Source organism: Streptomyces sp. S063 (genome assembly GCF_002832675.1).
GTDB classification, from domain to species: domain Bacteria; phylum Actinomycetota; class Actinomycetes; order Streptomycetales; family Streptomycetaceae; genus Streptomyces; species Streptomyces sindenensis.
This window is the reverse complement of sequence record NZ_CP021707.1, coordinates 5,828,300-5,850,423: the sequence shown is the minus strand read 5'-3', so window position 1 is coordinate 5,850,423 and position 22,124 is coordinate 5,828,300. Positions and strand designations below refer to the sequence as shown.

Here is a 22,124-nt window from a genome sequence, read left to right as displayed (position 1 = left end):
ACACTATGAAACTATGAACACCGGGCAACAACACAGCTGTTCGTTATTTCAGAACTAACACAGTGGACGCGAGCAACTGAGGACAAGCCCTCGGCCTATTAGTACCAGTCAGCTCCACCCGTTACCGGGCTTCCACATCTGGCCTATCAACCCAGTCGTCTACTGGGAGCCTTAACCCCTCAAGAGGGTGGGAATACTCATCTCGAAGCAGGCTTCCCGCTTAGATGCTTTCAGCGGTTATCCTTTCCGAACGTAGCCAACCAGCCATGCCCTTGGCAGGACAACTGGCACACCAGAGGTTCGTCCGTCCCGGTCCTCTCGTACTAGGGACAGCCCTTCTCAATATTCCTACGCGCACAGCGGATAGGGACCGAACTGTCTCACGACGTTCTAAACCCAGCTCGCGTACCGCTTTAATGGGCGAACAGCCCAACCCTTGGGACCGACTCCAGCCCCAGGATGCGACGAGCCGACATCGAGGTGCCAAACCATCCCGTCGATATGGACTCTTGGGGAAGATCAGCCTGTTATCCCCGGGGTACCTTTTATCCGTTGAGCGACAGCGCTTCCACAAGCCACTGCCGGATCACTAGTCCCGACTTTCGTCCCTGCTCGACCCGTCGGTCTCACAGTCAAGCTCCCTTGTGCACTTACACTCAACACCTGATTACCAACCAGGCTGAGGGAACCTTTGGGCGCCTCCGTTACTCTTTAGGAGGCAACCGCCCCAGTTAAACTACCCATCAGACACTGTCCCTGATCCGGATCACGGACCCAGGTTAGACATCCAGCACGACCAGAGTGGTATTTCAACGACGACTCCACAACCACTGGCGTGGCCGCTTCACAGTCTCCCACCTATCCTACACAAGCCGAACCGAACACCAATATCAAACTATAGTAAAGGTCCCGGGGTCTTTCCGTCCTGCTGCGCGAAACGAGCATCTTTACTCGTAGTGCAATTTCACCGGGCCTATGGTTGAGACAGTCGAGAAGTCGTTACGCCATTCGTGCAGGTCGGAACTTACCCGACAAGGAATTTCGCTACCTTAGGATGGTTATAGTTACCACCGCCGTTTACTGGCGCTTAAGTTCTCAGCTTCGCCACCCCGAAGAGCAGCTAACCGGTCCCCTTAACGTTCCAGCACCGGGCAGGCGTCAGTCCGTATACATCGCCTTACGGCTTCGCACGGACCTGTGTTTTTAGTAAACAGTCGCTTCTCGCTGGTCTCTGCGGCCACCCCCAGCTCACCGAGTAAATCGGATCACCAGTGATGGCCCCCCTTCTCCCGAAGTTACGGGGGCATTTTGCCGAGTTCCTTAACCATAGTTCACCCGAACGCCTCGGTATTCTCTACCTGACCACCTGAGTCGGTTTAGGGTACGGGCCGCCATGAAACTCGCTAGAGGCTTTTCTCGACAGCATAGGATCATCCACTTCACCACAATCGGCTCGGCATCAGGTCTCAGACTTATGCACGACGGATTTGCCTACCGTGCGTCCTACACCCTTACCCCGGGACAACCACCGCCCGGGCTGGACTACCTTCCTGCGTCACCCCATCGCTTACCTACTACAAGTCTGGTTCATCGGCTCCACCACTACCCTCAACTCCGAAGAGATCGGGCCGGCTTCACGGACTTAGCATCGCCTGATTCAGTACTGGGCGTTTCAAAGCGGGTACCGGAATATCAACCGGTTGTCCATCGACTACGCCTGTCGGCCTCGCCTTAGGTCCCGACTTACCCTGGGCAGATCAGCTTGACCCAGGAACCCTTAGTCAATCGGCGCACACGTTTCTCACGTGTGTATCGCTACTCATGCCTGCATTCTCACTCGTGAACCGTCCACAACTCGCTTCCGCGGCTGCTTCACCCGGCACACGACGCTCCCCTACCCATCCATACAGGCGTTGGCCCTATGTGTATGAATGACACGACTTCGGCGGTACGCTTGAGCCCCGCTACATTGTCGGCGCGGAATCACTTGACCAGTGAGCTATTACGCACTCTTTCAAGGGTGGCTGCTTCTAAGCCAACCTCCTGGTTGTCTCTGCGACTCCACATCCTTTCCCACTTAGCGTACGCTTAGGGGCCTTAGTCGATGCTCTGGGCTGTTTCCCTCTCGACCATGGAGCTTATCCCCCACAGTCTCACTGCCGCGCTCTCACTTACCGGCATTCGGAGTTTGGCTAAGGTCAGTAACCCGGTAGGGCCCATCGCCTATCCAGTGCTCTACCTCCGGCAAGAAACACACGACGCTGCACCTAAATGCATTTCGGGGAGAACCAGCTATCACGGAGTTTGATTGGCCTTTCACCCCTAACCACAGGTCATCCCCCAGGTTTTCAACCCTGGTGGGTTCGGTCCTCCACGAAGTCTTACCTCCGCTTCAACCTGCCCATGGCTAGATCACTCCGCTTCGGGTCTAGAGCGTGCAACTCAAACGCCCTGTTCGGACTCGCTTTCGCTACGGCTTCCCCACACGGGTTAACCTCGCTACACACCGCTAACTCGCAGGCTCATTCTTCAAAAGGCACGCAGTCACGACGCACCGAGCAAGCTCGATGCGCGACGCTCCCACGGCTTGTAGGCACACGGTTTCAGGTACTATTTCACTCCGCTCCCGCGGTACTTTTCACCATTCCCTCACGGTACTATCCGCTATCGGTCACCAGGGAATATTTAGGCTTAGCGGGTGGTCCCGCCAGATTCACACGGGATTTCTCGGGCCCCGTGCTACTTGGGTGTCTCTCAAACAAGCCGCTGATGTTTCAGCTACGGGGGTCTTACCCTCTACGCCGGACCTTTCGCATGTCCTTCGCCTACATCAACGGTTTCTGACTCGTCTCACAGCCGGCAGACCGTGAAAGAGAGATCCCACAACCCCGCATGCGCAACCCCTGCCGGGTATCACACGCATACGGTTTGGCCTCATCCAGTTTCGCTCGCCACTACTCCCGGAATCACGGTTGTTTTCTCTTCCTGAGGGTACTGAGATGTTTCACTTCCCCTCGTTCCCTCCACACTGCCTATGTGTTCAGCAGCGGGTGACAGCCCATGACGACTGCCGGGTTTCCCCATTCGGAAACCCCCGGATCAAAGCTTGGTTGACAGCTCCCCGGGGACTATCGTGGCCTCCCACGTCCTTCATCGGTTCCTGGTGCCAAGGCATCCACCGTGCGCCCTTAAAAACTTGGCCACAGATGCTCGCGTCCACTGTGCAGTTCTCAAACAACGACCAGCCACCCATCACCCCACCCGCAAAGGTGAGTTCACTGGGACCGGATCAGAAGGCAGCCACACTCGGCCGTACCTTCAGACACCCAACAACGTGCCCGACACAACCGATCCCTCACCACGTTCCACGCCGAAGCAGTACTAGCAGTAATGAACCTGTCGTGCCGAATAGTCAACGTTCCACCCATGAGCTGACCACCGTCGAACATTTGCCGACGTAGTGGCTCTGGATTCCTTACGGAATCTAGATGCTCCTTAGAAAGGAGGTGATCCAGCCGCACCTTCCGGTACGGCTACCTTGTTACGACTTCGTCCCAATCGCCAGTCCCACCTTCGACAGCTCCCTCCCACAAGGGGTTGGGCCACCGGCTTCGGGTGTTACCGACTTTCGTGACGTGACGGGCGGTGTGTACAAGGCCCGGGAACGTATTCACCGCAGCAATGCTGATCTGCGATTACTAGCAACTCCGACTTCATGGGGTCGAGTTGCAGACCCCAATCCGAACTGAGACCGGCTTTTTGAGATTCGCTCCGCCTCGCGGCATCGCAGCTCATTGTACCGGCCATTGTAGCACGTGTGCAGCCCAAGACATAAGGGGCATGATGACTTGACGTCGTCCCCACCTTCCTCCGAGTTGACCCCGGCAGTCTCCTGTGAGTCCCCATCACCCCGAAGGGCATGCTGGCAACACAGAACAAGGGTTGCGCTCGTTGCGGGACTTAACCCAACATCTCACGACACGAGCTGACGACAGCCATGCACCACCTGTATACCGACCACAAGGGGGGCACCATCTCTGATGCTTTCCGGTATATGTCAAGCCTTGGTAAGGTTCTTCGCGTTGCGTCGAATTAAGCCACATGCTCCGCTGCTTGTGCGGGCCCCCGTCAATTCCTTTGAGTTTTAGCCTTGCGGCCGTACTCCCCAGGCGGGGAACTTAATGCGTTAGCTGCGGCACCGACGACGTGGAATGTCGCCAACACCTAGTTCCCAACGTTTACGGCGTGGACTACCAGGGTATCTAATCCTGTTCGCTCCCCACGCTTTCGCTCCTCAGCGTCAGTAATGGCCCAGAGATCCGCCTTCGCCACCGGTGTTCCTCCTGATATCTGCGCATTTCACCGCTACACCAGGAATTCCGATCTCCCCTACCACACTCTAGCTAGCCCGTATCGAATGCAGACCCGGGGTTAAGCCCCGGGCTTTCACATCCGACGTGACAAGCCGCCTACGAGCTCTTTACGCCCAATAATTCCGGACAACGCTTGCGCCCTACGTATTACCGCGGCTGCTGGCACGTAGTTAGCCGGCGCTTCTTCTGCAGGTACCGTCACTTTCGCTTCTTCCCTGCTGAAAGAGGTTTACAACCCGAAGGCCGTCATCCCTCACGCGGCGTCGCTGCATCAGGCTTTCGCCCATTGTGCAATATTCCCCACTGCTGCCTCCCGTAGGAGTCTGGGCCGTGTCTCAGTCCCAGTGTGGCCGGTCGCCCTCTCAGGCCGGCTACCCGTCGTCGCCTTGGTAGGCCATTACCCCACCAACAAGCTGATAGGCCGCGGGCTCATCCTTCACCGCCGGAGCTTTCAACCCCGTCCCATGCGGGACAGAGTGTTATCCGGTATTAGACCCCGTTTCCAGGGCTTGTCCCAGAGTGAAGGGCAGATTGCCCACGTGTTACTCACCCGTTCGCCACTAATCCACCACCGAAGCGGCTTCATCGTTCGACTTGCATGTGTTAAGCACGCCGCCAGCGTTCGTCCTGAGCCAGGATCAAACTCTCCGTGAATGTTTACCCGTAATCGGGTGCACACACACGAGAGCGGAACAACCGGTCGGAATAAGACCCGTTGTTCACAGCGTCCTCGCTGTGTATTGCCTACCGCCGCACATGGCGACCGTAGGACTTTCAAAGGAACCACCAACCTGCCGAAGCAGGCCGGGGTATCAACATATATGGCGTTGACTTTTGGCACGCTGTTGAGTTCTCAAGGAACGGACGCTTCCTTCGGTCCCGTATCACCGGGGCCCTCCGGGCGCTTCCCTTCGTTTACTTCTTTGTCCTGCTGTCTTGCGTTTCCGACTCTATCAGACTCTTTCGTGTCCGATTCCCGGTCGAAGCGGGCCGTGCAGTTTCGCTTTCCAGGTCCTTCGCTTTCGCGTTTTCCCTTTCCGGCGGTTCCAACTTTACCAGACTCTTTTTCGTTCCGTTTCCGGTCCGAATTCGATTTCCGGTGGCCTGTGGAGTGGCCTTGCCTTTCGGCGGACCCGACTTTATCAGAGATTCTGAGTCGGAATTCCCACCCCGTGCAGGGTGCTCCCGACGCATGAGTGCGCGCGGTGCTTCCCGTTCAGGCGGAGACGTAAACGTACTGGAGCGGGGCTCCCCGATGCAAATCGAGGGCCCCGCTCCAGGTCAGACGGTCGTGAGGGTCAGACCTCGACGACGACCGGAAGGATCATCGGGCGGCGGCGGTAGGTGTCGGACACCCACTTACCGACGACCCGGCGGACCATCTGCTGGAGCTGGTGGGGCTCCATCACGCCGTCCTGCGCCGACTTGTCCAGGGCTTCCTGGATCTTCGGGGTGACACCGACGAACGCGTTGTCGTCGATGCCGGAACCACGGGCCTGGATGTGGGGGCCGCCCACGATCTTGCCCGAGGAGCTGTCGACCACGATGAACACCGAGATGATGCCCTCGTCGCCGAGGATACGGCGGTCCTTGAGGGAGGTCTCGGTGACGTCGCCGACGGAGAGGCCGTCGACGTAGACGTAACCGGCCTGGACCTTGCCGACGATCTTGGCCTTGCCGTCGATGAGGTCGACGACTACGCCGTCCTCGGCGATGACGATGTGGTCCTTGGGTACGCCGGTGAGGGCTCCCAGCTCGGCGTTGGCCCGCAGGTGGCGCCATTCGCCGTGGACCGGCATCAGGTTCTTCGGCTTGCAGATGTTGTAGAAGTACAGCAGCTCGCCGGCCGAGGCGTGGCCCGAGACGTGGACCTTGGCGTTGCCCTTGTGGACGACGTTGGCGCCCCAGCGGGTCAGGCCGTTGATCACGCGGTAGACCGCGTTCTCGTTGCCGGGGATGAGGGACGACGCCAGGATCACCGTGTCGCCGGGAACGATCCGGATCTGGTGGTCGCGGTTGGCCATCCGGGAGAGAGCCGCCATCGGCTCGCCCTGCGAACCCGTGCAGACCAGCACGACCTCGTCGTCCGGGAGGTCGTCGAGGGTCTTGACGTCGACGACCAGGCCGCCGGGGACGTTCAGATAGCCCAGGTCACGGGCGATGCCCATGTTGCGGACCATCGAGCGGCCGACGAAGGCGACGCGGCGGCCGTACTCGTGGGCGGCGTCCAGGATCTGCTGGATCCGGTGCACATGGCTGGCGAAGCTCGCCACGATGATGCGCTTCTGGGCGTTCGCGAACACCGTGCGCAGGACGTTGGAGATGTCCCGCTCCGGCGGCACGAAGCCGGGGACCTCGGCGTTCGTGGAGTCGGAGAGAAGGAGGTCGATGCCCTCCTCACTGAGACGTGCGAACGCGTGCAGGTCGGTGAGACGGCCGTCCAGCGGAAGCTGGTCCATCTTGAAGTCACCGGTGGCCACGGCCAGACCCGCGGGGGTGCGGATGGCGAGGGCCAGCGCGTCCGGGATCGAGTGGTTGACCGCGATGAACTCGCAGTCGAAGACGCCGATGCGCTCCCGCTGCCCTTCCTGCACCTCGAGGGTGTAGGGGCGGATGCGGTGTTCCTGGAGCTTCGCCTCGATGAGTGCGAGGGTCAGCTTCGAGCCGATGAGGGGGATGTCCGGCTTCAGACGCAGCAGGTACGGGACACCACCGATGTGGTCCTCGTGACCGTGCGTGAGGACGATGCCCTCGATGTCGTCCAGGCGGTCCCGGATCGTGGTGAAGTCCGGCAGGATCAGATCGATGCCCGGCTGCTCCTCCTCGGGGAAGAGGACGCCGCAGTCGACGATGAGCAGGCGGCCGCCGTACTCGAAGACCGTCATGTTGCGGCCGATCTCGCCCAGGCCGCCGAGCGGGGTGACCCGCAGGGCGCCCTTCGGGAGCTTCGGCGGGGTACCGAGTTCAGGGTGCGGATGACTCAAAAGACTCTCCTTACCACGCACGCCACGTACCGCTGAGGCACGTGGCGCGCATGTCATTCGTGCACTTGCTGTTGTCTTGGGTGGTGCCCTGGCGAGTCGCCTCGCCTGTTCGGCTGTTCAGTTGTGAAGTCTGTGATCAGAGCTCTACCCCGCCGGCGGCGAGATCGATCTTGAGCTGAGCCGTCTCCTGGGCCGTGAGCTCGACGAGGGGCAGGCGCAGAGGGCCCGCCGGGAGGCCCTGGAGGGTCAGGGCGGCCTTCGTGGTGATGACGCCCTGGGTGCGGAACATGCCGGTGAAGACCGGGAGCAGCTTCTGGTGGATCTCGGTGGCCTTCTGGACGTCGCCGCTCAGGTGCGCCTCGATCAGGGCTCGCAGGTCGGGGGCGACCACGTGGCCGACGACGGAGACGAAGCCGACCGCGCCGACCGAGAGGAGCGGCAGGTTGAGCATGTCGTCACCGGAATACCAGGCGAGGCCGGATTCGGCGATGGCCCAGCTGGCGCGGCCCAGGTCTCCCTTGGCGTCCTTGTTGGCGACGATCCGCGGATGGTCGGCCAGCCGGACGAGAGTCTCCGTATCGATCGGCACCCCGCTGCGGCCGGGGATGTCGTACAGCATCACGGGCAGGCCGGTGGAGTCGGCGATGGCCGTGAAGTGGCGGAGGAGGCCCTCCTGCGGCGGCTTGTTGTAGTACGGCGTCACGGCGAGCAGGCCGTGGGCGCCGGTGCGCTCGGCCGTCCGGGCGAGCTCGACGCTGTGGCGGGTGTCGTTGGTGCCGATGCCGGCGACGACGTGGGCCCGGTCTCCTACGGCCTCGAGGACCGCTCGTACGAGCTGGTCTTTCTCCGAGTCACTGGTGGTCGGGGACTCACCGGTGGTGCCGTTGACGATCAGGCCGTCGTTGCCTGCGTCCACCAGGTGGGCGGCGAGCCGCTGGGCGCCGTCGAGGTCGAGAGCGCCGTCCGCCGTGAAGGGCGTGACCATAGCGGTGAGGACCCGCCCGAAGGGGGTCTGCGGAGTGGAGATCGGAGCCATGGGTAACACGCTACTCGCTGCTCAGCGCACGGGGTCCCCTCGGGGGGACGGGGAAGAGGAGCCCGGCACTGCCTGCTCGGGGGTTCAAGCAGTGCCGGGTCCGTTTGATCAGCCTAGATGAACTTCTCGAAACGCCGCAATACGGACACCGCCTATGGGGCGACCCGTCCATTTTTGTTGAAGGCGGCATGGGTGAGCGGCATGAGCTGCTGCCAGTGGGTTTCCATCTGCTCGCCGACCATCTCGATCTCGCGCTGCGGGAAGGACGGCACCTTCGCCAGCTCGTGCTGGGTGCGCAGGCCGAGGAAGTGCATCAGCGAGCGCGCGTTGCAGGTGGCGTACATCGAGGAGAAGAGGCCGACGGGGAGGACCGCGCGGGCGACCTCGCGGGCCACGCCCTTCGCCAGCATCTCCTGGTAGGCCTCGTAGGAGGCCCGGTAGGACTCCTCCATGGCGCGGGTCGTGACGTCGTACTGCTCCTCGGTGCCCTGGACGAACTCGTACTTGCCGGGGCGGCCCTGCTGGACGAGCTTGCGGGAGGTTCCGGGGACGTAGAAGACCGGCTCCAGCTCCCTGTAGCGGCCCGATTCCTCGTTGTACGACCAGCCGACGCGGTGCCGCATGAACTCGCGGAACACGAAGATCGGGGCGCTGACGAAGAACGTCATCGAGTTGTGCTCGAACGGGCTGCCGTGCCGGTCCCGCATGAGGTAGTTGATGAGCCCCTTGGAGCGCTCGGGGTCCTTGGTGACCTCTTCGAGCGACTGCTCGCCCGCGGTGGAGACCCGGGCGGCGAACAGCACGTCCGCGTCGCGCGCGTCGCTCTTCACCAGCTCGACGGTGACGTCACTGCGGAAGTGGGGCTTTGCGGGTTCGGGGGTGTCGGTCACCGACGGGGGTCCTTCCAGGGGCTTCGCTCGGGCGGCGACCACTTTACGGGGCGGCGGACCGTGCATGTAGGCGGCGGTCTCGGGCAGCCGTTCGTGGAGTTCCCCCAACAAGTACGGCGATTCGGGCACCGATTCGGGCTGTCGTACGTCTGACTCATTAGCAGCACCCGTCAAGCAGATCAAGGAGAGTTTCCTCATGTTCCGCCGGCGTGAAGCCGTCCCGTTCTCGTTCGTCGCCGAGTCCGAGCGGTTCCGCAGTAATGTCACTCCCCCTCCCGCCGCCCGTGCCACCGTTCCCGAGCTGCTGGGGCGGGCCCTCGTCGGGCTGACCGTGGTCGCCGGTCTGGTGGGTTCCGTGCTGGTGGGCCTCCCGGCGCTCGACTCCGGGCAGTCCGCAGGGCACGACAAGCAGTCCACCGCGTCTCAGGGGCGTTGAGCCGTGGGCCGCTGACTCGTACGGACCCCCTGGGGTGGTCGGGCCGGGGGCTGCCTCGGTAGCCTCACCGGGCACAGCAATCAAGCGTGCTTGTGAGTGAGGATCAGTCGTGCCCCTGCCCTTCCTGACGGCCGACCGCGCATTCGACGCGAGCGCGGAGGACGTCGCGCTGCCGTTCGACGACCACGACAGCTGGCGGCGGCCCTACCGTCCCGGGCCGTGGCGGGTCGCGGCGGCGGCCACCCTGTTGTTGCTGGCCTCGTTCGTTCTGCTCGCGGCCATGATCATCGGTGTGGCCGGAGCGCCTTCGGGCGCCACGGTGTGTCTGGCGCTGGCCGGCGTCGTGATCGCTGCCGCCCTGCGGCTGCTGCGGGCCGGTGCGTGGGTCAGCCGCCACGGTGTGCGGCGCGTCGGCTTCTTCCGGACCGTCACGGTGGCCTGGGACGACGCCTCGGCGGTTCGTACGGTCCAGCAGCCCGTGAAGTGGATGGGCCTTCCCCGTACGGTCCAGGGCCAGGCGCTTGTCGTGGTCCGGCGGAGCGGTGAGACGCTGTCGCCGCTGGCCACCGACCACAACGCGGATTTCCTCGGGCGCGAGGAGGCGTTCGAGCGGGCCACGGATGCGGTGGAGGCCTGGGCGGATGAGTATCGGCTCGGGTGAGCGCTTGGCTGTCGCTGTCGCCGTCTGTACGTGAGTGAGCCCGGGCCCCTCGTGGGTGCCGGGCTCACTGGCGTACGGGCTGAGAGATGTCCTCAAGCGCCGGGCGGGCTGGAAGGTGCGGCCTTCAGGGGCGATTGGTGCAGAGCGATCGCTCTCTGCATGGCCTTGCGGGCCCTGGGAGTGTCCCTCGCGTCCTGGTAGGCGACCGCCAGCCTGAACCAGGTGCGCCAGTCGTCCGGGGCGTCCTCGGTCTCCTCACGGCGCCTGGTGAAGACCGCGTCGGCGGCGTCCCGGTCGATACGGCCGGACGGGGCACGGGGCAGGTCGTCGACCGGGAGGCCGCCCTCGGCGTCCAGCTCGGCGGCGAGGGCGTTGGCGCGGCGGACGAACTGGGTGTTCTTCCACAGGAACCAGACGCCGATCACCGGCAGGATCAGCACGGCGACGCCGAACGCGACCGTGACCGGCGTGCCGTGCCGGATGAGCATCACGCCGCGGCTGCCGACCAGGAAGAAGTAGAAGACCAGGACGGCGGCCGTGACGATGTAGGTGATCTTTGCGCGCATGGTGGGCTCAGTCAGTTCAGGTCGAGGAAGTGTTCCAGGCCGAACGTGAGGCCGGGAGTGGTCACCACGCGGCGGACGCCGAGCAGGATGCCCGGCATGAAGCTGCTGTGGTGGAGGGAGTCGTGGCGGATGGTGAGGGTCTCGCCCTCGCCGCCGAGCAGCACTTCCTGGTGGGCCAGCAGCCCGCGGAGCCGGATCGCGTGGACCGGGACGCCGTCGACGTCCGCGCCGCGCGCGCCGTCCAGGGCGGTGGTGGTGGCGTCCGGCTGGGGGGCGCTGCCGGCCTTGGCGCGGGCCGCCGCGATGAGCTGGGCGGTGCGGGTCGCGGTGCCGGAGGGGGCGTCGACCTTGTTGGGGTGGTGGAGCTCGACGACCTCGACGGACTCGAAGTAGCGTGCGGCCTGCTCCGCGAACTTCATGGTCAGGACCGCACCGATGGAGAAGTTCGGGGCGATCAGGACCCCGGTCTCCGGGGAGTTGTCCAGCCAGGTGGTCAGCTGCGCGAGCCGTTCGTCGGTCCAGCCGGTGGTGCCGACGACGGCGTGGATGCCGTGCCGGACACAGAAGTCGAGGTTGCCCATCACCGATGCGGGGGTGGTCAGCTCGACGACGGCCTGGGCGCCCGCCTCGGCGAGGGTCTCCAGCTTGTCGCCCCGGCCCAGGGCCGCCACCAGCTCCAGGTCGTCGGCGGCCTCGATCGCCCGGACGGCCTCGGAGCCGATACGGCCCTGAGCACCGAGAACGGCTACGCGCAGCTTGGTCATTGTGTTTCCTTAGGGGTGCGAGCGCTTGGAGTTAGGAGACCGCTTCGTGGAGGCGGTCCGCCTGCTTGTCCTTGAGCGGGCCGATGACCGAGAGCGAGGGGCGACGGGAGAGGAGTTCGCCCGCCACGTCCCGTACGTCGTCGGGGGTGACCTCCGCGATACGGGCCAGCATGTCGTCGACCGACATCTGCTCGCCCCAGCACAGCTCGCTCTTGCCGATACGGTTCATCAGCGCGCCGGTGTCCTCCAGGCCGAGGACGGTGGAGCCGGAGAGCTGGCCGATGGCGCGGGTGATCTCGTCGTCGTCCAGGCCGTGCGTGGCGACCCGGTCCAGTTCGTCGCGGCAGATCTTCAGGACGTCGTGGACCTGGTTGGGCCGGCAGCCGGCGTAGACGCCGAAGAGGCCGCAGTCGGCGAAGCCCGAGGTGTACGAGTACACGCTGTAGGCCAGGCCACGCTTTTCTCGTACCTCCTGGAAGAGGCGCGAGCTCATGCCACCGCCGAGGGCCGTGTTGAGGACCCCGAGGGCCCAGCGGCGGTCGTCGGTACGGGCGAAGCCGGGCATGCCGAGGACCACGTGGGCCTGTTCGGTCTTGCGGTTCAGCAGCTCGACCTTGCCGGCGGCGCGCAGGGTACGGGAGCCCTCGCGGGGCGCCATGGGCACCGCGTCCGTGCGTGAGAGGGCGCCGGCCTTCTCGAAGGCGCGGCGGACCTGGGTCACGACCGTGGCGTGGTCGACGTTGCCCGCGGCGGCGACGACCAGATGCGTGGGGTCGTAGTGCTTCTTGTAGAAGCGGGCGATCTGGCCGCGGTTCAGGGCGTTGATCGTGTCGACGGTGCCGAGGACGGGGCGGCCGAGGGGGGTGTCGCCGAGCATGGTGTGCGCGAACAGGTCGTGCACGCAGTCGCCCGGGTCGTCCTCGGTCATCGCGATCTCTTCGAGGATGACTCCGCGCTCGGCGTCGACGTCCTCGGAGGCGATCAGCGAGCCGGTCAGCATGTCGCAGACGACGTCGATGGCCAGCGGCAGGTCGGTGTCGAGGACCCGCGCGTAGTAGCAGGTGTACTCCTTCGCCGTGAAGGCGTTCATCTCGCCGCCGACCGCGTCGATCGCGGAGGAGATGTCGAGGGCGGTGCGCTTGGCGGTGCCCTTGAAGAGGAGGTGTTCGAGGTAGTGGGTCGCGCCGTTCAGGGTGGGCGTCTCGTCGCGGGAGCCGACGTTCGCCCAGATGCCGAAGGTGGCGGACCGGACGGAGGGCAGGGTCTCGGTGACGATCCGCAGACCGCCGGGGAGGACGGTCCGGCGGACCGTTCCGATGCCGTTGCTGCCCTTGAGAAGCGTTTGGGTACGGGCGACGGCCCGCCCCTCCGAGGAGGTGCGGGCCGTCGTCGCGGAACTACGGGACGTCACTTGTCGGTGTCGTCCTTCTTCTCGTCTTCTTCACCCTCGGTGACGGGGATGAGGGAGAGCTTGCCGCGGGAGTCGATCTCGGCGATCTCGACCTGGACCTTTGCGCCGACGCCGAGCACGTCCTCGACGTTCTCCACGCGCTTGCCACCGGCGAGCTTGCGGATCTGCGAGATGTGCAGCAGACCGTCCTTGCCCGGCATGAGCGACACGAACGCACCGAAGGTGGTGGTCTTGACGACCGTACCCAGGTAGCGCTCGCCGACCTCCGGCATGGTCGGGTTGGCGATCGCGTTGATCGTGGCGCGGGCGGCCTCGGCCTGCGAGCCCTGCTGGGCACCGATGTAGATGGTGCCGTCGTCCTCGATCGTGATGTCGGCGCCGGTGTCCTCCTGGATCTGGTTGATCATCTTGCCCTTGGGGCCGATGACCTCACCGATCTTGTCCACCGGGATCTTGACGGTGATGATCCGCGGGGCGTTCGGGGACATCTCGTCCGGGACGTCGATGGCCTCGTTCATGACGTCCAGGATGTGCAGACGCGCGTCACGGGCCTGCTTCAGCGCGGCGGCCAGGACCGAGGCGGGGATGCCGTCGAGCTTGGTGTCGAGCTGGAGCGCGGTCACGAACTGCTTCGTACCGGCGACCTTGAAGTCCATGTCGCCGAAGGCGTCCTCCGCACCGAGGATGTCGGTGAGGGCGACGTAGTGGGTCTTGCCGTCGATCTCCTGCGAGATCAGGCCCATGGCGATACCGGCGACGGCGGCCTTGAGGGGCACACCGGCGTTCAGCAGCGACATGGTGGAGGCGCAGACCGAGCCCATGGACGTCGAGCCGTTGGAGCCCAGCGCCTCGGAGACCTGGCGGATCGCGTAGGGGAACTCCTCGCGGGTCGGCAGGACCGGCACGATGGCACGCTCGGCGAGCGCACCGTGGCCGATCTCGCGGCGCTTGGGCGAGCCCACGCGGCCGGTCTCGCCGACGGAGTACGGCGGGAAGTTGTAGTTGTGCATGTAGCGCTTGCGGGTCACCGGGGAGAGGGTGTCCAGCTGCTGCTCCATGCGGAGCATGTTCAGGGTGGTGACGCCCAGGATCTGGGTCTCGCCACGCTCGAACAGCGCCGAGCCGTGCACGCGCGGGATGGCCTCGACCTCGGCGGCGAGCGTACGGATGTCCGTGACGCCGCGGCCGTCGATGCGGACCTTGTCCTTGATGACGCGCTCGCGGACCAGCTTCTTGGTCAGCGCGCGGTACGCGGCGGAGATCTCCTTCTCGCGGCCCTCGAACTCCGGGAGGAGCTTCTCGGCGGCGATCTCCTTGACGCGGTCCAGCTCGGTCTCGCGCTCCTGCTTGCCGGCGATGGTGAGCGCCTGCTTCAGCTCGGGCGTGACGGCCTTGGCCAGGGCGTCCAGGACGTCGTCCTGGTAGTCCAGGAAGACCGGGAAGTCGCCCTCGGGCTTGGCGGCCTTGGACGCCAGGTCCGCCTGCGCCTTGCAGAGGGTCTTGATGAAGGGCTTCGCCGCCTCCAGACCGGCGGCGACGATCTCCTCGGTGGGAGCCTCGGCGCCGTCCTTGACGAGCTGGATGGTCTTCTCGGTGGCCTCGGCCTCGACCATCATGATCGCGACGTCGCCGTCCTCGAGGGCGCGACCGGCGACGACCATGTCGAAGACGGCGTCCTCGAGCTCGGTGTGCGTCGGGAAGGCGACCCACTGGCCCTTGATCAGGGCGACGCGGGTGGCGCCGATCGGGCCGGAGAAGGGCAGGCCCGCGAGCTGGGTGGAGCAGGAGGCGGCGTTGATCGCGACCACGTCGTACAGGTGGTCGGGGTTGAGCGCCATGATCGTCTCGACGATCTGGATCTCGTTGCGCAGGCCCTTCTTGAAGGACGGGCGCAGCGGGCGGTCGATCAGACGGCAGGTGAGGATCGCGTCCTCGGAGGGGCGGCCCTCGCGGCGGAAGAAGGAGCCGGGGATCTTGCCGGCCGCGTACTGCCGCTCCTCGACGTCCACCGTGAGGGGGAAGAAGTCGAGGTTGTCCTTGGGCCGCTTGGAAGCGGTGGTGGCCGACAGCACCATGGTGTCGTCGTCCAGGTACGCGACGGCGGAGCCGGCGGCCTGCTTGGCCAGGCGGCCCGTCTCGAAGCGGATGGTGCGGGTGCCGAAGGTGCCGTTGTCGATGACGGCCTCGGCGTAGTGGGTCTCGTTCTCCACTAGTGGATTCTCCATACTCGTCGTCTTTCGTCCGCGCGCCCGTGTGGCGCGGGACGGTGCGGGAGAGGCGCACCGTGGATGCGGGCCGGTCTTCGATCGAAGCTCCCGGGCATGTTCCCGGGGGCCACTACCGAGGACCGGCGGCGGCGTCGTAGCGCCTCTCCCTCGTTCTTGCGGGTCGCGCGTGTTCGTCGCGCGGGTCTTGCGGGTCGTGCGGGTGCTGCGTCCTACAGGTGTCGCTGTACCCAGGTTACTGAGCTTGGCACCGGTCCTGCACGTACGGCAAAGGGAGCGGTCCCCTCAAACGCGGGAACCGCTCCCTCTCCACAGCGTCCTTACTTGGCGCCGCCGGCCGCGCCACGGCGGATGCCGAGGCGGTCGACGAGCGCACGGAAGCGCTGGATGTCCTTCTTGGCCAGGTACTGCAGGAGGCGGCGACGCTGGCCGACCAGGATCAGCAGACCACGACGGGAGTGGTGGTCGTGCTTGTGCGTCCGGAGGTGCTCGGTCAGGTCCGAGATCCGGCGGGAGAGCATGGCGACCTGGACCTCGGGGGATCCGGTGTCACCCTCCTTCTGGGCGAACTCGGCCATGATCTGCTTCTTCGTAGCGGCGTCGAGCGGCACGCGTACTCCTCATTGATGTTCGAAGCGCCCACGAGTGCCCCTGGTCTTGGTCTCAGGGGAGCTTCCGTGACTCGGAGGCGAAGGTCCGATGAGCGCAGCCCCCAGGATGATCCGAGGGCGCGTACACAAACGGCCACCGCACAGACTACCAGCCGTTCGGGTCACACTCCGCCGCCGGTCGGCTGCGGTCCGGCGGCGGGGCGTGACCCGGTTGATCGGGAGCGGATCAGCTGGTGGTCCGGTGATCTGGGGATCGGGAGTTGATCAGTCGGCGATCGGAATGGATCAGCTGGTCAGGGCCCGGATCGAGTGGTAGACGTCGAAGACCGCGAGGCAGAGCGGGAGGAGCGTCAGCAGGACGACCGTCTCGGCGATCTCCAGGAAGCGTCCCCAGAACGGGGTGACGCCCTTGCTCGGCACGATCAGGCCGATGGCGGTGATCAGGACGGCGACGCCCGCGACGGCCGCGGCGAGCCACACCGTACGGATGTCGAGCGCGGTCCCGTCGCCCCGCAGCGCGTCGCGCACGATGGCGACCGGCGGGTTCAGCGAGAGCCCGAGGCCGAGGAGCACCAGGGAGGCGAGGCCCGCGGCGAGCGCACAGCCGACCTGGGCGGTGTAGCGGAACAGGTGGGCGCGCATGAGCATGGCGACACCGGTGGCCAGGGCGAGCAGCTGGCCCCAGACGCTGTCCGAGAAGCCCAGGACGGCGGCGGCCGCCACGGCGACCAGGGCGCAGCCGCCGACCAGGCCGAGGAGCAGTTCGTGGCCGCGCCGCGCCTGGGCGGCGAGGCGGACGGCGTCGACCGGGCCGGTGGACGCGGGCTCGGAGGTCCCGTAGTCGCCGACGGTGGTGCGGGGCGGCTCGAATCCGATGGGGATCCGGGCGAAGCGGGTGGAGAGTCCCGGCAGGAAGGCGAGGGCCCCGACGGCGAGCGGGGAGCACACGGCGGCCGCCTCGATCGGCCGCATGCCGGTCATGATCGCGGTGAAGGTGACCAGGAGGCCGACGGCGCTCGCGAAGACGAACGCGACGAACGGGCCGTCCCCGCCGGGCGCGACGATCATCAGGATGACCGCGAAGACGAGGACCGCCGCGCAGGCGAGCAGGAACTGCAGCCGTCCGATGCCCTGCCCGGTGCTCAGGGGCAGCAGGCCGGAGCCGGCGACGGCCGCGTTGACCAGGGCGCCGATGCCGAGCGCGATCGACGAGGCCCGGTCCTCGTAGATCCGTGCGCGTACGCAGGCGAACGCGAGGAGGAGCACGGCGACGACGGCCGCCAGGATGCCGGGCAGCCCGTTCATGTCGTGGCGCGGGTCGGCCGTCCACAGGACGAAGCCGAGCAGGGACAGCAGGACGGAACCGCCGAAGAGGCCGGCGCCGCGCATGAGCGCGTCGCCCCAGAGCGTGCGGTCCTTGGCCACGGCGGTGGCGACGGCGTCCGAGACGTCGTCGAAGACCGCGGGGGGCAGCGATTCGGAGAAGGGCCGCATCGACAGCAGCTCACCGTCGAGGATGCGGTGGCCGGCGAGCGTACGGGCGCTGTCCAGGACGGTGCCGTCGCGGCGGACCAGGTGATAGCCGACCGGTGCGCCGGGGGCGGGGCTCTGTCCGGACAGCCGGAGGATCTCCGGATACAGGTCGGCGACGGGGATGTCCTCGGGCAGGGCCACATCGACCCGTCCGTCGGGCGCGACGACCGTGACCCGGCAGAATCCGGTGCCGCTGCCGGACGGGGTCCCGTGACTCGGCCGACCGGATCCGGTGGCTGCCGCTTGGGCCGTCATGGTCACCTGGTGCTCCCCCTGCTACTGATCTACTGCTGACACTGACGTGTACTGCCTGCTGCTGACGTGTACTGCCTGCCTGCCGGCCCGTGCCGCTGCCGAGCGTGATTCCGAGCAGTTCCGCGCTTCGGCTTCCGCGTTCGTCCTGAATGACCGCCTTCGCGCGACAGTTAGCGGATGCGTACACGCGTCGCGACACCCTACCGCCATGGGGGTGGCGTCACGCCAGTAGGATCCTTCCCGCGGATGGAGCCCGTCGCCACGGGGGCGCCGATAGGAACACTTCCGTCCGGCAAGGGAATTGGTGAGCTGTGAGCCAGATCGTCGTCAAGCGCCCACCGCGGGCCCTGCCCACCGAAGTTCCGGTCGAGCAGGTGCAGTTGCAACCTCCGCCGGAGCTCCCCCGAGGCCAGCAGGAGGGGGCGCTGATGCAGCTCCTGCCGATGCTGGGCATGGGTGGTTCCGTCGTCTTCTTCTTCATGACGCCGAATCCGATCATGCGCATCATGGGCATGATCATGATCGCCTCGACGCTCGGCATGGCCGTCGCGATGCTCGTACGGTACCGGCGGGGCACCCAGGGCGAGCTGGCGGATCTGCGCCGCGACTACCTGAAGTACCTGACGCAGACCCGGCGCACGGTGTTGAAGACGGCCCGCAAACAGCGCGACGCGCAGTTCTACCTTCACCCCTCTCCCGATCAGCTGTGGGCCCTCGTCGCCGAGGGCAGCCGGGTGTGGGAGCGGCGCGCGGGTGACGCGGACTTCGCGCAGGTGCGCATCGGGCTCGGCAGTCAGGAGCTGGCGACGCCGCTCATCGCGCCCGAGACGGCGCCCGTGGACGAGCTGGAGCCGCTGGCCGCCGGGGCGATGCAGCAGTTCCTGGCGACGCACTCCACGCTGGACGGTCTGCCCATGGCCGTCTCGTTGCGGGCGTTCTACCACCTGACGATCAGCGGTCACGCGGAGTCCGCGCGCTCCGCGGCGCGGGCGATGGTCGGCGGTCTGGCCTCCCTGCACTCCCCCGAGGACCTGGTGATCGCGGTCGCGACGGGTACGGAGGCGGCGCCGCAGTGGGAGTGGGCGAAGTGGCTGCCGCACGCGCAGGCTTCGGGTCCCGCGGACGGGGCGGGGACCAGGCGGCTGATCACCACCGGCCTGCCGGCCCTGGAGGAGCTGCTGGCCGGCCGGCTGGAGGGCAGGCCGCGTTTCCAGCCCGGGGGGCAGCCGCTCGTGGAGCAGCCGCATGTCGTCGTGGTCCTGGACGGTGAGTCGGTGGCACCGATGTCGGTGCTGGCGTCGGCGGAGGGCCTCCAGGGTGTGACCGTCATCGAGGTGGTGCCGGGTGAGGTGACGGGGGCCCGCGGGGGCCTCTCCATCGTGGTGCAGCCGAAGACGTTGCGGCTGGAGTCGGGCCAGGGGCTGGTCTACGACGGGGTTCCGGACCTGCTCAGTTACGAGGCGGCCGAGGCGCTCGCCCGGCAGCTGGCCCCGCTGCACATGGCATCGGGCGGGGACGACGACGAACCCCTGCTGGCCAACCTGGAGTTCACCGATCTGCTGAACCTGGGGGACGCCGCCTCGATCGAGGTCAGCAGGACCTGGCGGCCGCGGTCGCAGGCGGAGCGGCTGCGGGTGCCGATCGGTGTGGGCGAGGACGGTTCGCCCGTGATGCTGGACCTCAAGGAGGCGGCGCAGGAGGGCATGGGCCCGCACGGTCTCTGCGTGGGCGCCACCGGTTCCGGTAAGTCCGAGCTGCTGCGCACCCTGGTGCTCGGTCTGGCCGTCACCCACACCTCGGAGACGCTGAACTTCGTCCTGGCCGACTTCAAGGGCGGTGCGACCTTCGCCGGTATGGCGCAGATGCCGCACGTCGCGGCTGTGATCACCAACCTCGCGGACGACCTGACGCTGGTCGACCGCATGGGTGACTCCATCCGCGGAGAGCTCAACCGCCGGCAGGAGATGCTGCGCGACGCGGGCAATTACGCCAACATCCACGACTACGAGAAGGCGCGGGCGGCCGGTGCGCCGCTGCAGCCGATTCCCTCGCTCGTGCTGGTCATCGACGAGTTCAGCGAACTCCTCACCGCGAAGCCCGACTTCATCGAGATGTTCGTCCAGATCGGGCGTATCGGCCGTTCGCTGGGCGTGCATCTGCTGCTGGCGTCGCAGCGGCTGGAGGAGGGGCGGCTGCGCGGTCTGGAGACGTATCTGTCGTACCGGGTGGGTCTGCGGACGTTCTCGGCTGCGGAGTCGCGGGCCGCGATCGGGGTGCCGGACGCGTACCACCTGCCGAACGTTCCCGGTTCCGGGCTGCTCAAGTTCGGTACGGAGGAGATGGTCCGGTTCAAGGCCGCGTACGTCTCCGGGGTGTACCGCTCCGGCGGGCACCGGGCGGCGGCGCCGGGTGCTCCGCTGCCGGTGGACCGCAGGCCGGTTCCGTTCACGGCCGCGCCGGTTCCGGTGCAGTACGTCCAGTCGGCGACGCCGGCCGGTGGCGTACCGGAGCAGCGGTCGGCGGAGGACGACGCGCTGGCGGACACGGTGCTCGATGTGATCGTGCGCCGGCTGGAGGGCCGCGGGGCCTCCGCCCACCAGGTGTGGCTGCCGCCGCTGGACAATCCGCCGTCGATGGACGAACTGCTGCCGGGGCTCTCCCCGGTGCAGGGACGGGGCCTGACGCAGCCCGGTTTCGAGGGGGCGGGCCGGCTGGTCGCGCCGATCGGCGTCATCGACAAGCCGTTCGAGCAGCGGCGCGACACCCTCTATCGGGACTTCTCCGGCGCGGCCGGCCATATGCAGATCACCGGCGGTCCGCAGTCGGGGAAGTCGACGCTGCTGCGGACGATCATCGCCGGTTTCGCGCTCACGCACACACCGGCGGAGGTCCAGTTCTACGGGCTCGACTTCGGTGGTGGCGGCATGTCCTCGATCGCCGGTCTGCCGCATGTCGGTGGGGTGGCGTCCCGCCTCGACCCGGAGCGGGTCCGCCGTACGGTCGCCGAGGTGTACGGCATCATGGCGCGGCGCGAGGAGTACTTCCGCAGCGCCGGGATCGACTCCATCGCCACGTTCCGCCGGCTGCGGGCGCGCGGTGACATCTCGGTGACGGACCAGCCGTGGGGGGACGTCTTCCTGGTCATCGACGGGTGGGGCAACTTCCGCACGGACTACGAAGGTCTTGAGGACGCCGTCACGGACATCGCCGCCCGCGGACTGGGTTACGGCATCCACCTGATCGTCACGGCGTCGCGTTCCATGGAGGTGCGGGCCAGCCTGAAGGACCAGCTCATGAACCGCCTGGAGCTGCGGCTCGGCGACCCCATGGACTCCGAGCTGGACCGCAAGGTGGCCGCCAACGTGCCCGCCGGGGTGCCGGGTCGCGGCCAGACGCCGGAGAAGCTGCACTTCATGGCGGCGGTGCCGCGGATCGACGGCATCAACTCCGACAGCGACCTCTCCGAGGCCACCGCCGCGATGAACCAGGAGGTCACCCGCCACTGGACGGCGCCGCCCGCTCCTGCGGTACGTCTGCTGCCGCGCGAGCTTCCGGCGAGCGAACTCCCGGCCGGTTACGCGGTTCCGGAGCGCGGTATCGCCTTCGGTATCGACGAGAACAACCTGGAGCCGGTGTACCTGAACTTCGAGCAGGACCCGTTCTTCCTGGCGTTCGGCGAGAGCGAGTCCGGGAAGTCCAACCTGCTGCGGTTGATCATCAAGCAGCTGACCGAGCGGTACGACGGTGATTCCTGCAAGCTCTTCGTCATCGACAACCGGCGTTCGCTGCTGGACGTGACTCCGCGCTCGCACCTGGCGGAGTACATCCCGATGTCCAACAACATGGAACATCACATGACGGCGCTGTACGACCTGATGAAGCGCCGCACGCCGTCCGCCGACGTCACGGCGCAGGAGCTGCGCGACCAGAGCTGGTGGCAGGGCCCCACGGTGTACGTCGTCATCGACGACTTCGACCTGGTGGCCACGTCGAGCGGCAACCCGCTGGCGCCGATCACGGAGATGCTGCCGTTCGCCCGTGACGTGGGTGTCCGCTTCATCATCGCCCGCAGTTCGGCGGGGGCCAGCCGCGCCCTGTACGAACCCTTCCTCCAGCGCATGATCGAGCTGGGCGCCCAGGGTCTGATGCTGTCGGGCGACCCGGGCGAGGGCGACATCATGGGCAACGTACGGCCGCGGCCGATGCCGCCGGGCCGAGGCATCTTCGTGACGCGTCGGCGGGGGAACCCGCTGGTGCAGGCGGGGTTGATGGGCGGGGAGCGGTAGGCGAACCGGTCCGGATCGTCAAACGAGGAAGGTGCGGAGCCGTTGGGGCTCCGCACCTTCCTCGTTTCGTGAGCGACAGCTCACGTCGCGTCC

General features: G+C 66.3%; 12 protein-coding genes and 2 rRNA genes. 3 read left to right on the top strand and 11 right to left on the bottom strand.

Translation table 11 applies throughout. The features are described from left to right. Positions 1-78 precede the first annotated feature (78 nt). From CCZ36_RS27025 to thyX, 5 genes are all read right to left on the bottom strand, one after another. Positions 79-3,202: ribosomal RNA gene (locus CCZ36_RS27025) — 23S ribosomal RNA — on the bottom strand. A gap of 297 nt (positions 3,203-3,499) precedes the next feature. Beyond that, positions 3,500-5,027: ribosomal RNA gene (locus CCZ36_RS27020) — 16S ribosomal RNA — on the bottom strand. Together the 16S and 23S rRNA genes form the textbook arrangement of a ribosomal RNA operon. Before the next feature lie 644 nt (positions 5,028-5,671). Then, positions 5,672-7,357, bottom strand: coding sequence for a ribonuclease J (locus CCZ36_RS27010; protein ID WP_128818751.1), 1,686 nt, complete (start codon positions 7,355-7,357; stop codon positions 5,672-5,674). A 136-nt stretch (positions 7,358-7,493) separates the two neighbouring features. Continuing rightward, the gene (gene dapA / locus CCZ36_RS27005) at positions 7,494-8,393 is read right to left on the bottom strand and encodes a 4-hydroxy-tetrahydrodipicolinate synthase (protein WP_069739611.1); all 900 of its coding nucleotides are present in this window, start codon (positions 8,391-8,393) and stop codon (positions 7,494-7,496) included. A 152-nt stretch (positions 8,394-8,545) separates the two neighbouring features. Beyond that, complete coding sequence (thyX, locus tag CCZ36_RS27000; protein ID WP_069739610.1) at positions 8,546-9,283, bottom strand: FAD-dependent thymidylate synthase; 738 nt, start codon at positions 9,281-9,283, stop codon at positions 8,546-8,548. A 196-nt stretch (positions 9,284-9,479) separates the two neighbouring features. On the opposite strand from thyX, the gene CCZ36_RS26995 reads away from it, so the two are divergent. Then, positions 9,480-9,719: a hypothetical protein gene (locus CCZ36_RS26995; RefSeq protein ID WP_010072341.1), complete on the top strand. Its 240-nt coding sequence runs from the start codon at positions 9,480-9,482 to the stop codon at positions 9,717-9,719. A 109-nt stretch (positions 9,720-9,828) separates the two neighbouring features. Further along, the gene (locus CCZ36_RS26990) at positions 9,829-10,380 is read left to right on the top strand and encodes a hypothetical protein (RefSeq protein ID WP_069739609.1); all 552 of its coding nucleotides are present in this window, start codon (positions 9,829-9,831) and stop codon (positions 10,378-10,380) included. Positions 10,381-10,472: 92 nt separating this feature from the next. Here CCZ36_RS26990 and CCZ36_RS26985 read toward each other — a convergent pair whose 3' ends face one another. The 6 genes from CCZ36_RS26985 to eccD all read right to left on the bottom strand — a co-directional run bounded on the left by CCZ36_RS26985 (position 10,473) and on the right by eccD (position 17,745). Continuing rightward, positions 10,473-10,946 (bottom strand): hypothetical protein, encoded by a 474-nt coding sequence (locus CCZ36_RS26985; RefSeq protein WP_128818750.1) that lies wholly within the window; start codon positions 10,944-10,946, stop codon positions 10,473-10,475. Between the two features lie 11 nt (positions 10,947-10,957). Next, positions 10,958-11,710: a 4-hydroxy-tetrahydrodipicolinate reductase gene (dapB, locus tag CCZ36_RS26980; RefSeq protein WP_069739607.1), complete on the bottom strand. Its 753-nt coding sequence runs from the start codon at positions 11,708-11,710 to the stop codon at positions 10,958-10,960. A 31-nt stretch (positions 11,711-11,741) separates the two neighbouring features. Further along, the gene (locus tag CCZ36_RS26975) at positions 11,742-13,121 is read right to left on the bottom strand and encodes a M16 family metallopeptidase (protein ID WP_069739606.1); all 1,380 of its coding nucleotides are present in this window, start codon (positions 13,119-13,121) and stop codon (positions 11,742-11,744) included. Next, positions 13,118-15,331, bottom strand: coding sequence for a polyribonucleotide nucleotidyltransferase (locus CCZ36_RS26970; protein WP_069739605.1), 2,214 nt, complete (start codon positions 15,329-15,331; stop codon positions 13,118-13,120). Before CCZ36_RS26970 ends, CCZ36_RS26975 begins: the two co-directional genes overlap by 4 nt. Before the next feature lie 335 nt (positions 15,332-15,666). Beyond that, entirely contained in the window at positions 15,667-15,957 is a 291-nt protein-coding gene (gene rpsO / locus CCZ36_RS26965; RefSeq protein ID WP_006127995.1) for a 30S ribosomal protein S15, read from the bottom strand. 285 nt (positions 15,958-16,242) lie between these two features. Further along, entirely contained in the window at positions 16,243-17,745 is a 1,503-nt protein-coding gene (gene eccD, locus CCZ36_RS26960; RefSeq protein ID WP_128818749.1) for a type VII secretion integral membrane protein EccD, read from the bottom strand. Positions 17,746-18,056: 311 nt separating this feature from the next. On the opposite strand from eccD, the gene eccCa reads away from it, so the two are divergent. Next, positions 18,057-22,031: a type VII secretion protein EccCa gene (eccCa, locus tag CCZ36_RS26955; RefSeq protein WP_128818748.1), complete on the top strand. Its 3,975-nt coding sequence runs from the start codon at positions 18,057-18,059 to the stop codon at positions 22,029-22,031. Positions 22,032-22,124: the final 93 nt, after the last annotated feature.

Bases quoted from the DNA above. Each gene is read 5' to 3' on its own strand.
- dapA (WP_069739611.1), bottom strand. From the start codon at position 8,393: ATGGCTCCGATCTCCACTCCGCAGACCCCCTTCGGGCGGGTCCTCACC.
- CCZ36_RS26985 (WP_128818750.1), bottom strand. From the start codon at position 10,946: ATGCGCGCAAAGATCACCTACATCGTCACGGCCGCCGTCCTGGTCTTC.
- dapB (WP_069739607.1), bottom strand. From the start codon at position 11,710: ATGACCAAGCTGCGCGTAGCCGTTCTCGGTGCTCAGGGCCGTATCGGC.
- CCZ36_RS26995 (WP_010072341.1), top strand. From the start codon at position 9,480: ATGTTCCGCCGGCGTGAAGCCGTCCCGTTCTCGTTCGTCGCCGAGTCC.
- eccD (WP_128818749.1), bottom strand. From the start codon at position 17,745: ATGACGGCCCAAGCGGCAGCCACCGGATCCGGTCGGCCGAGTCACGGG.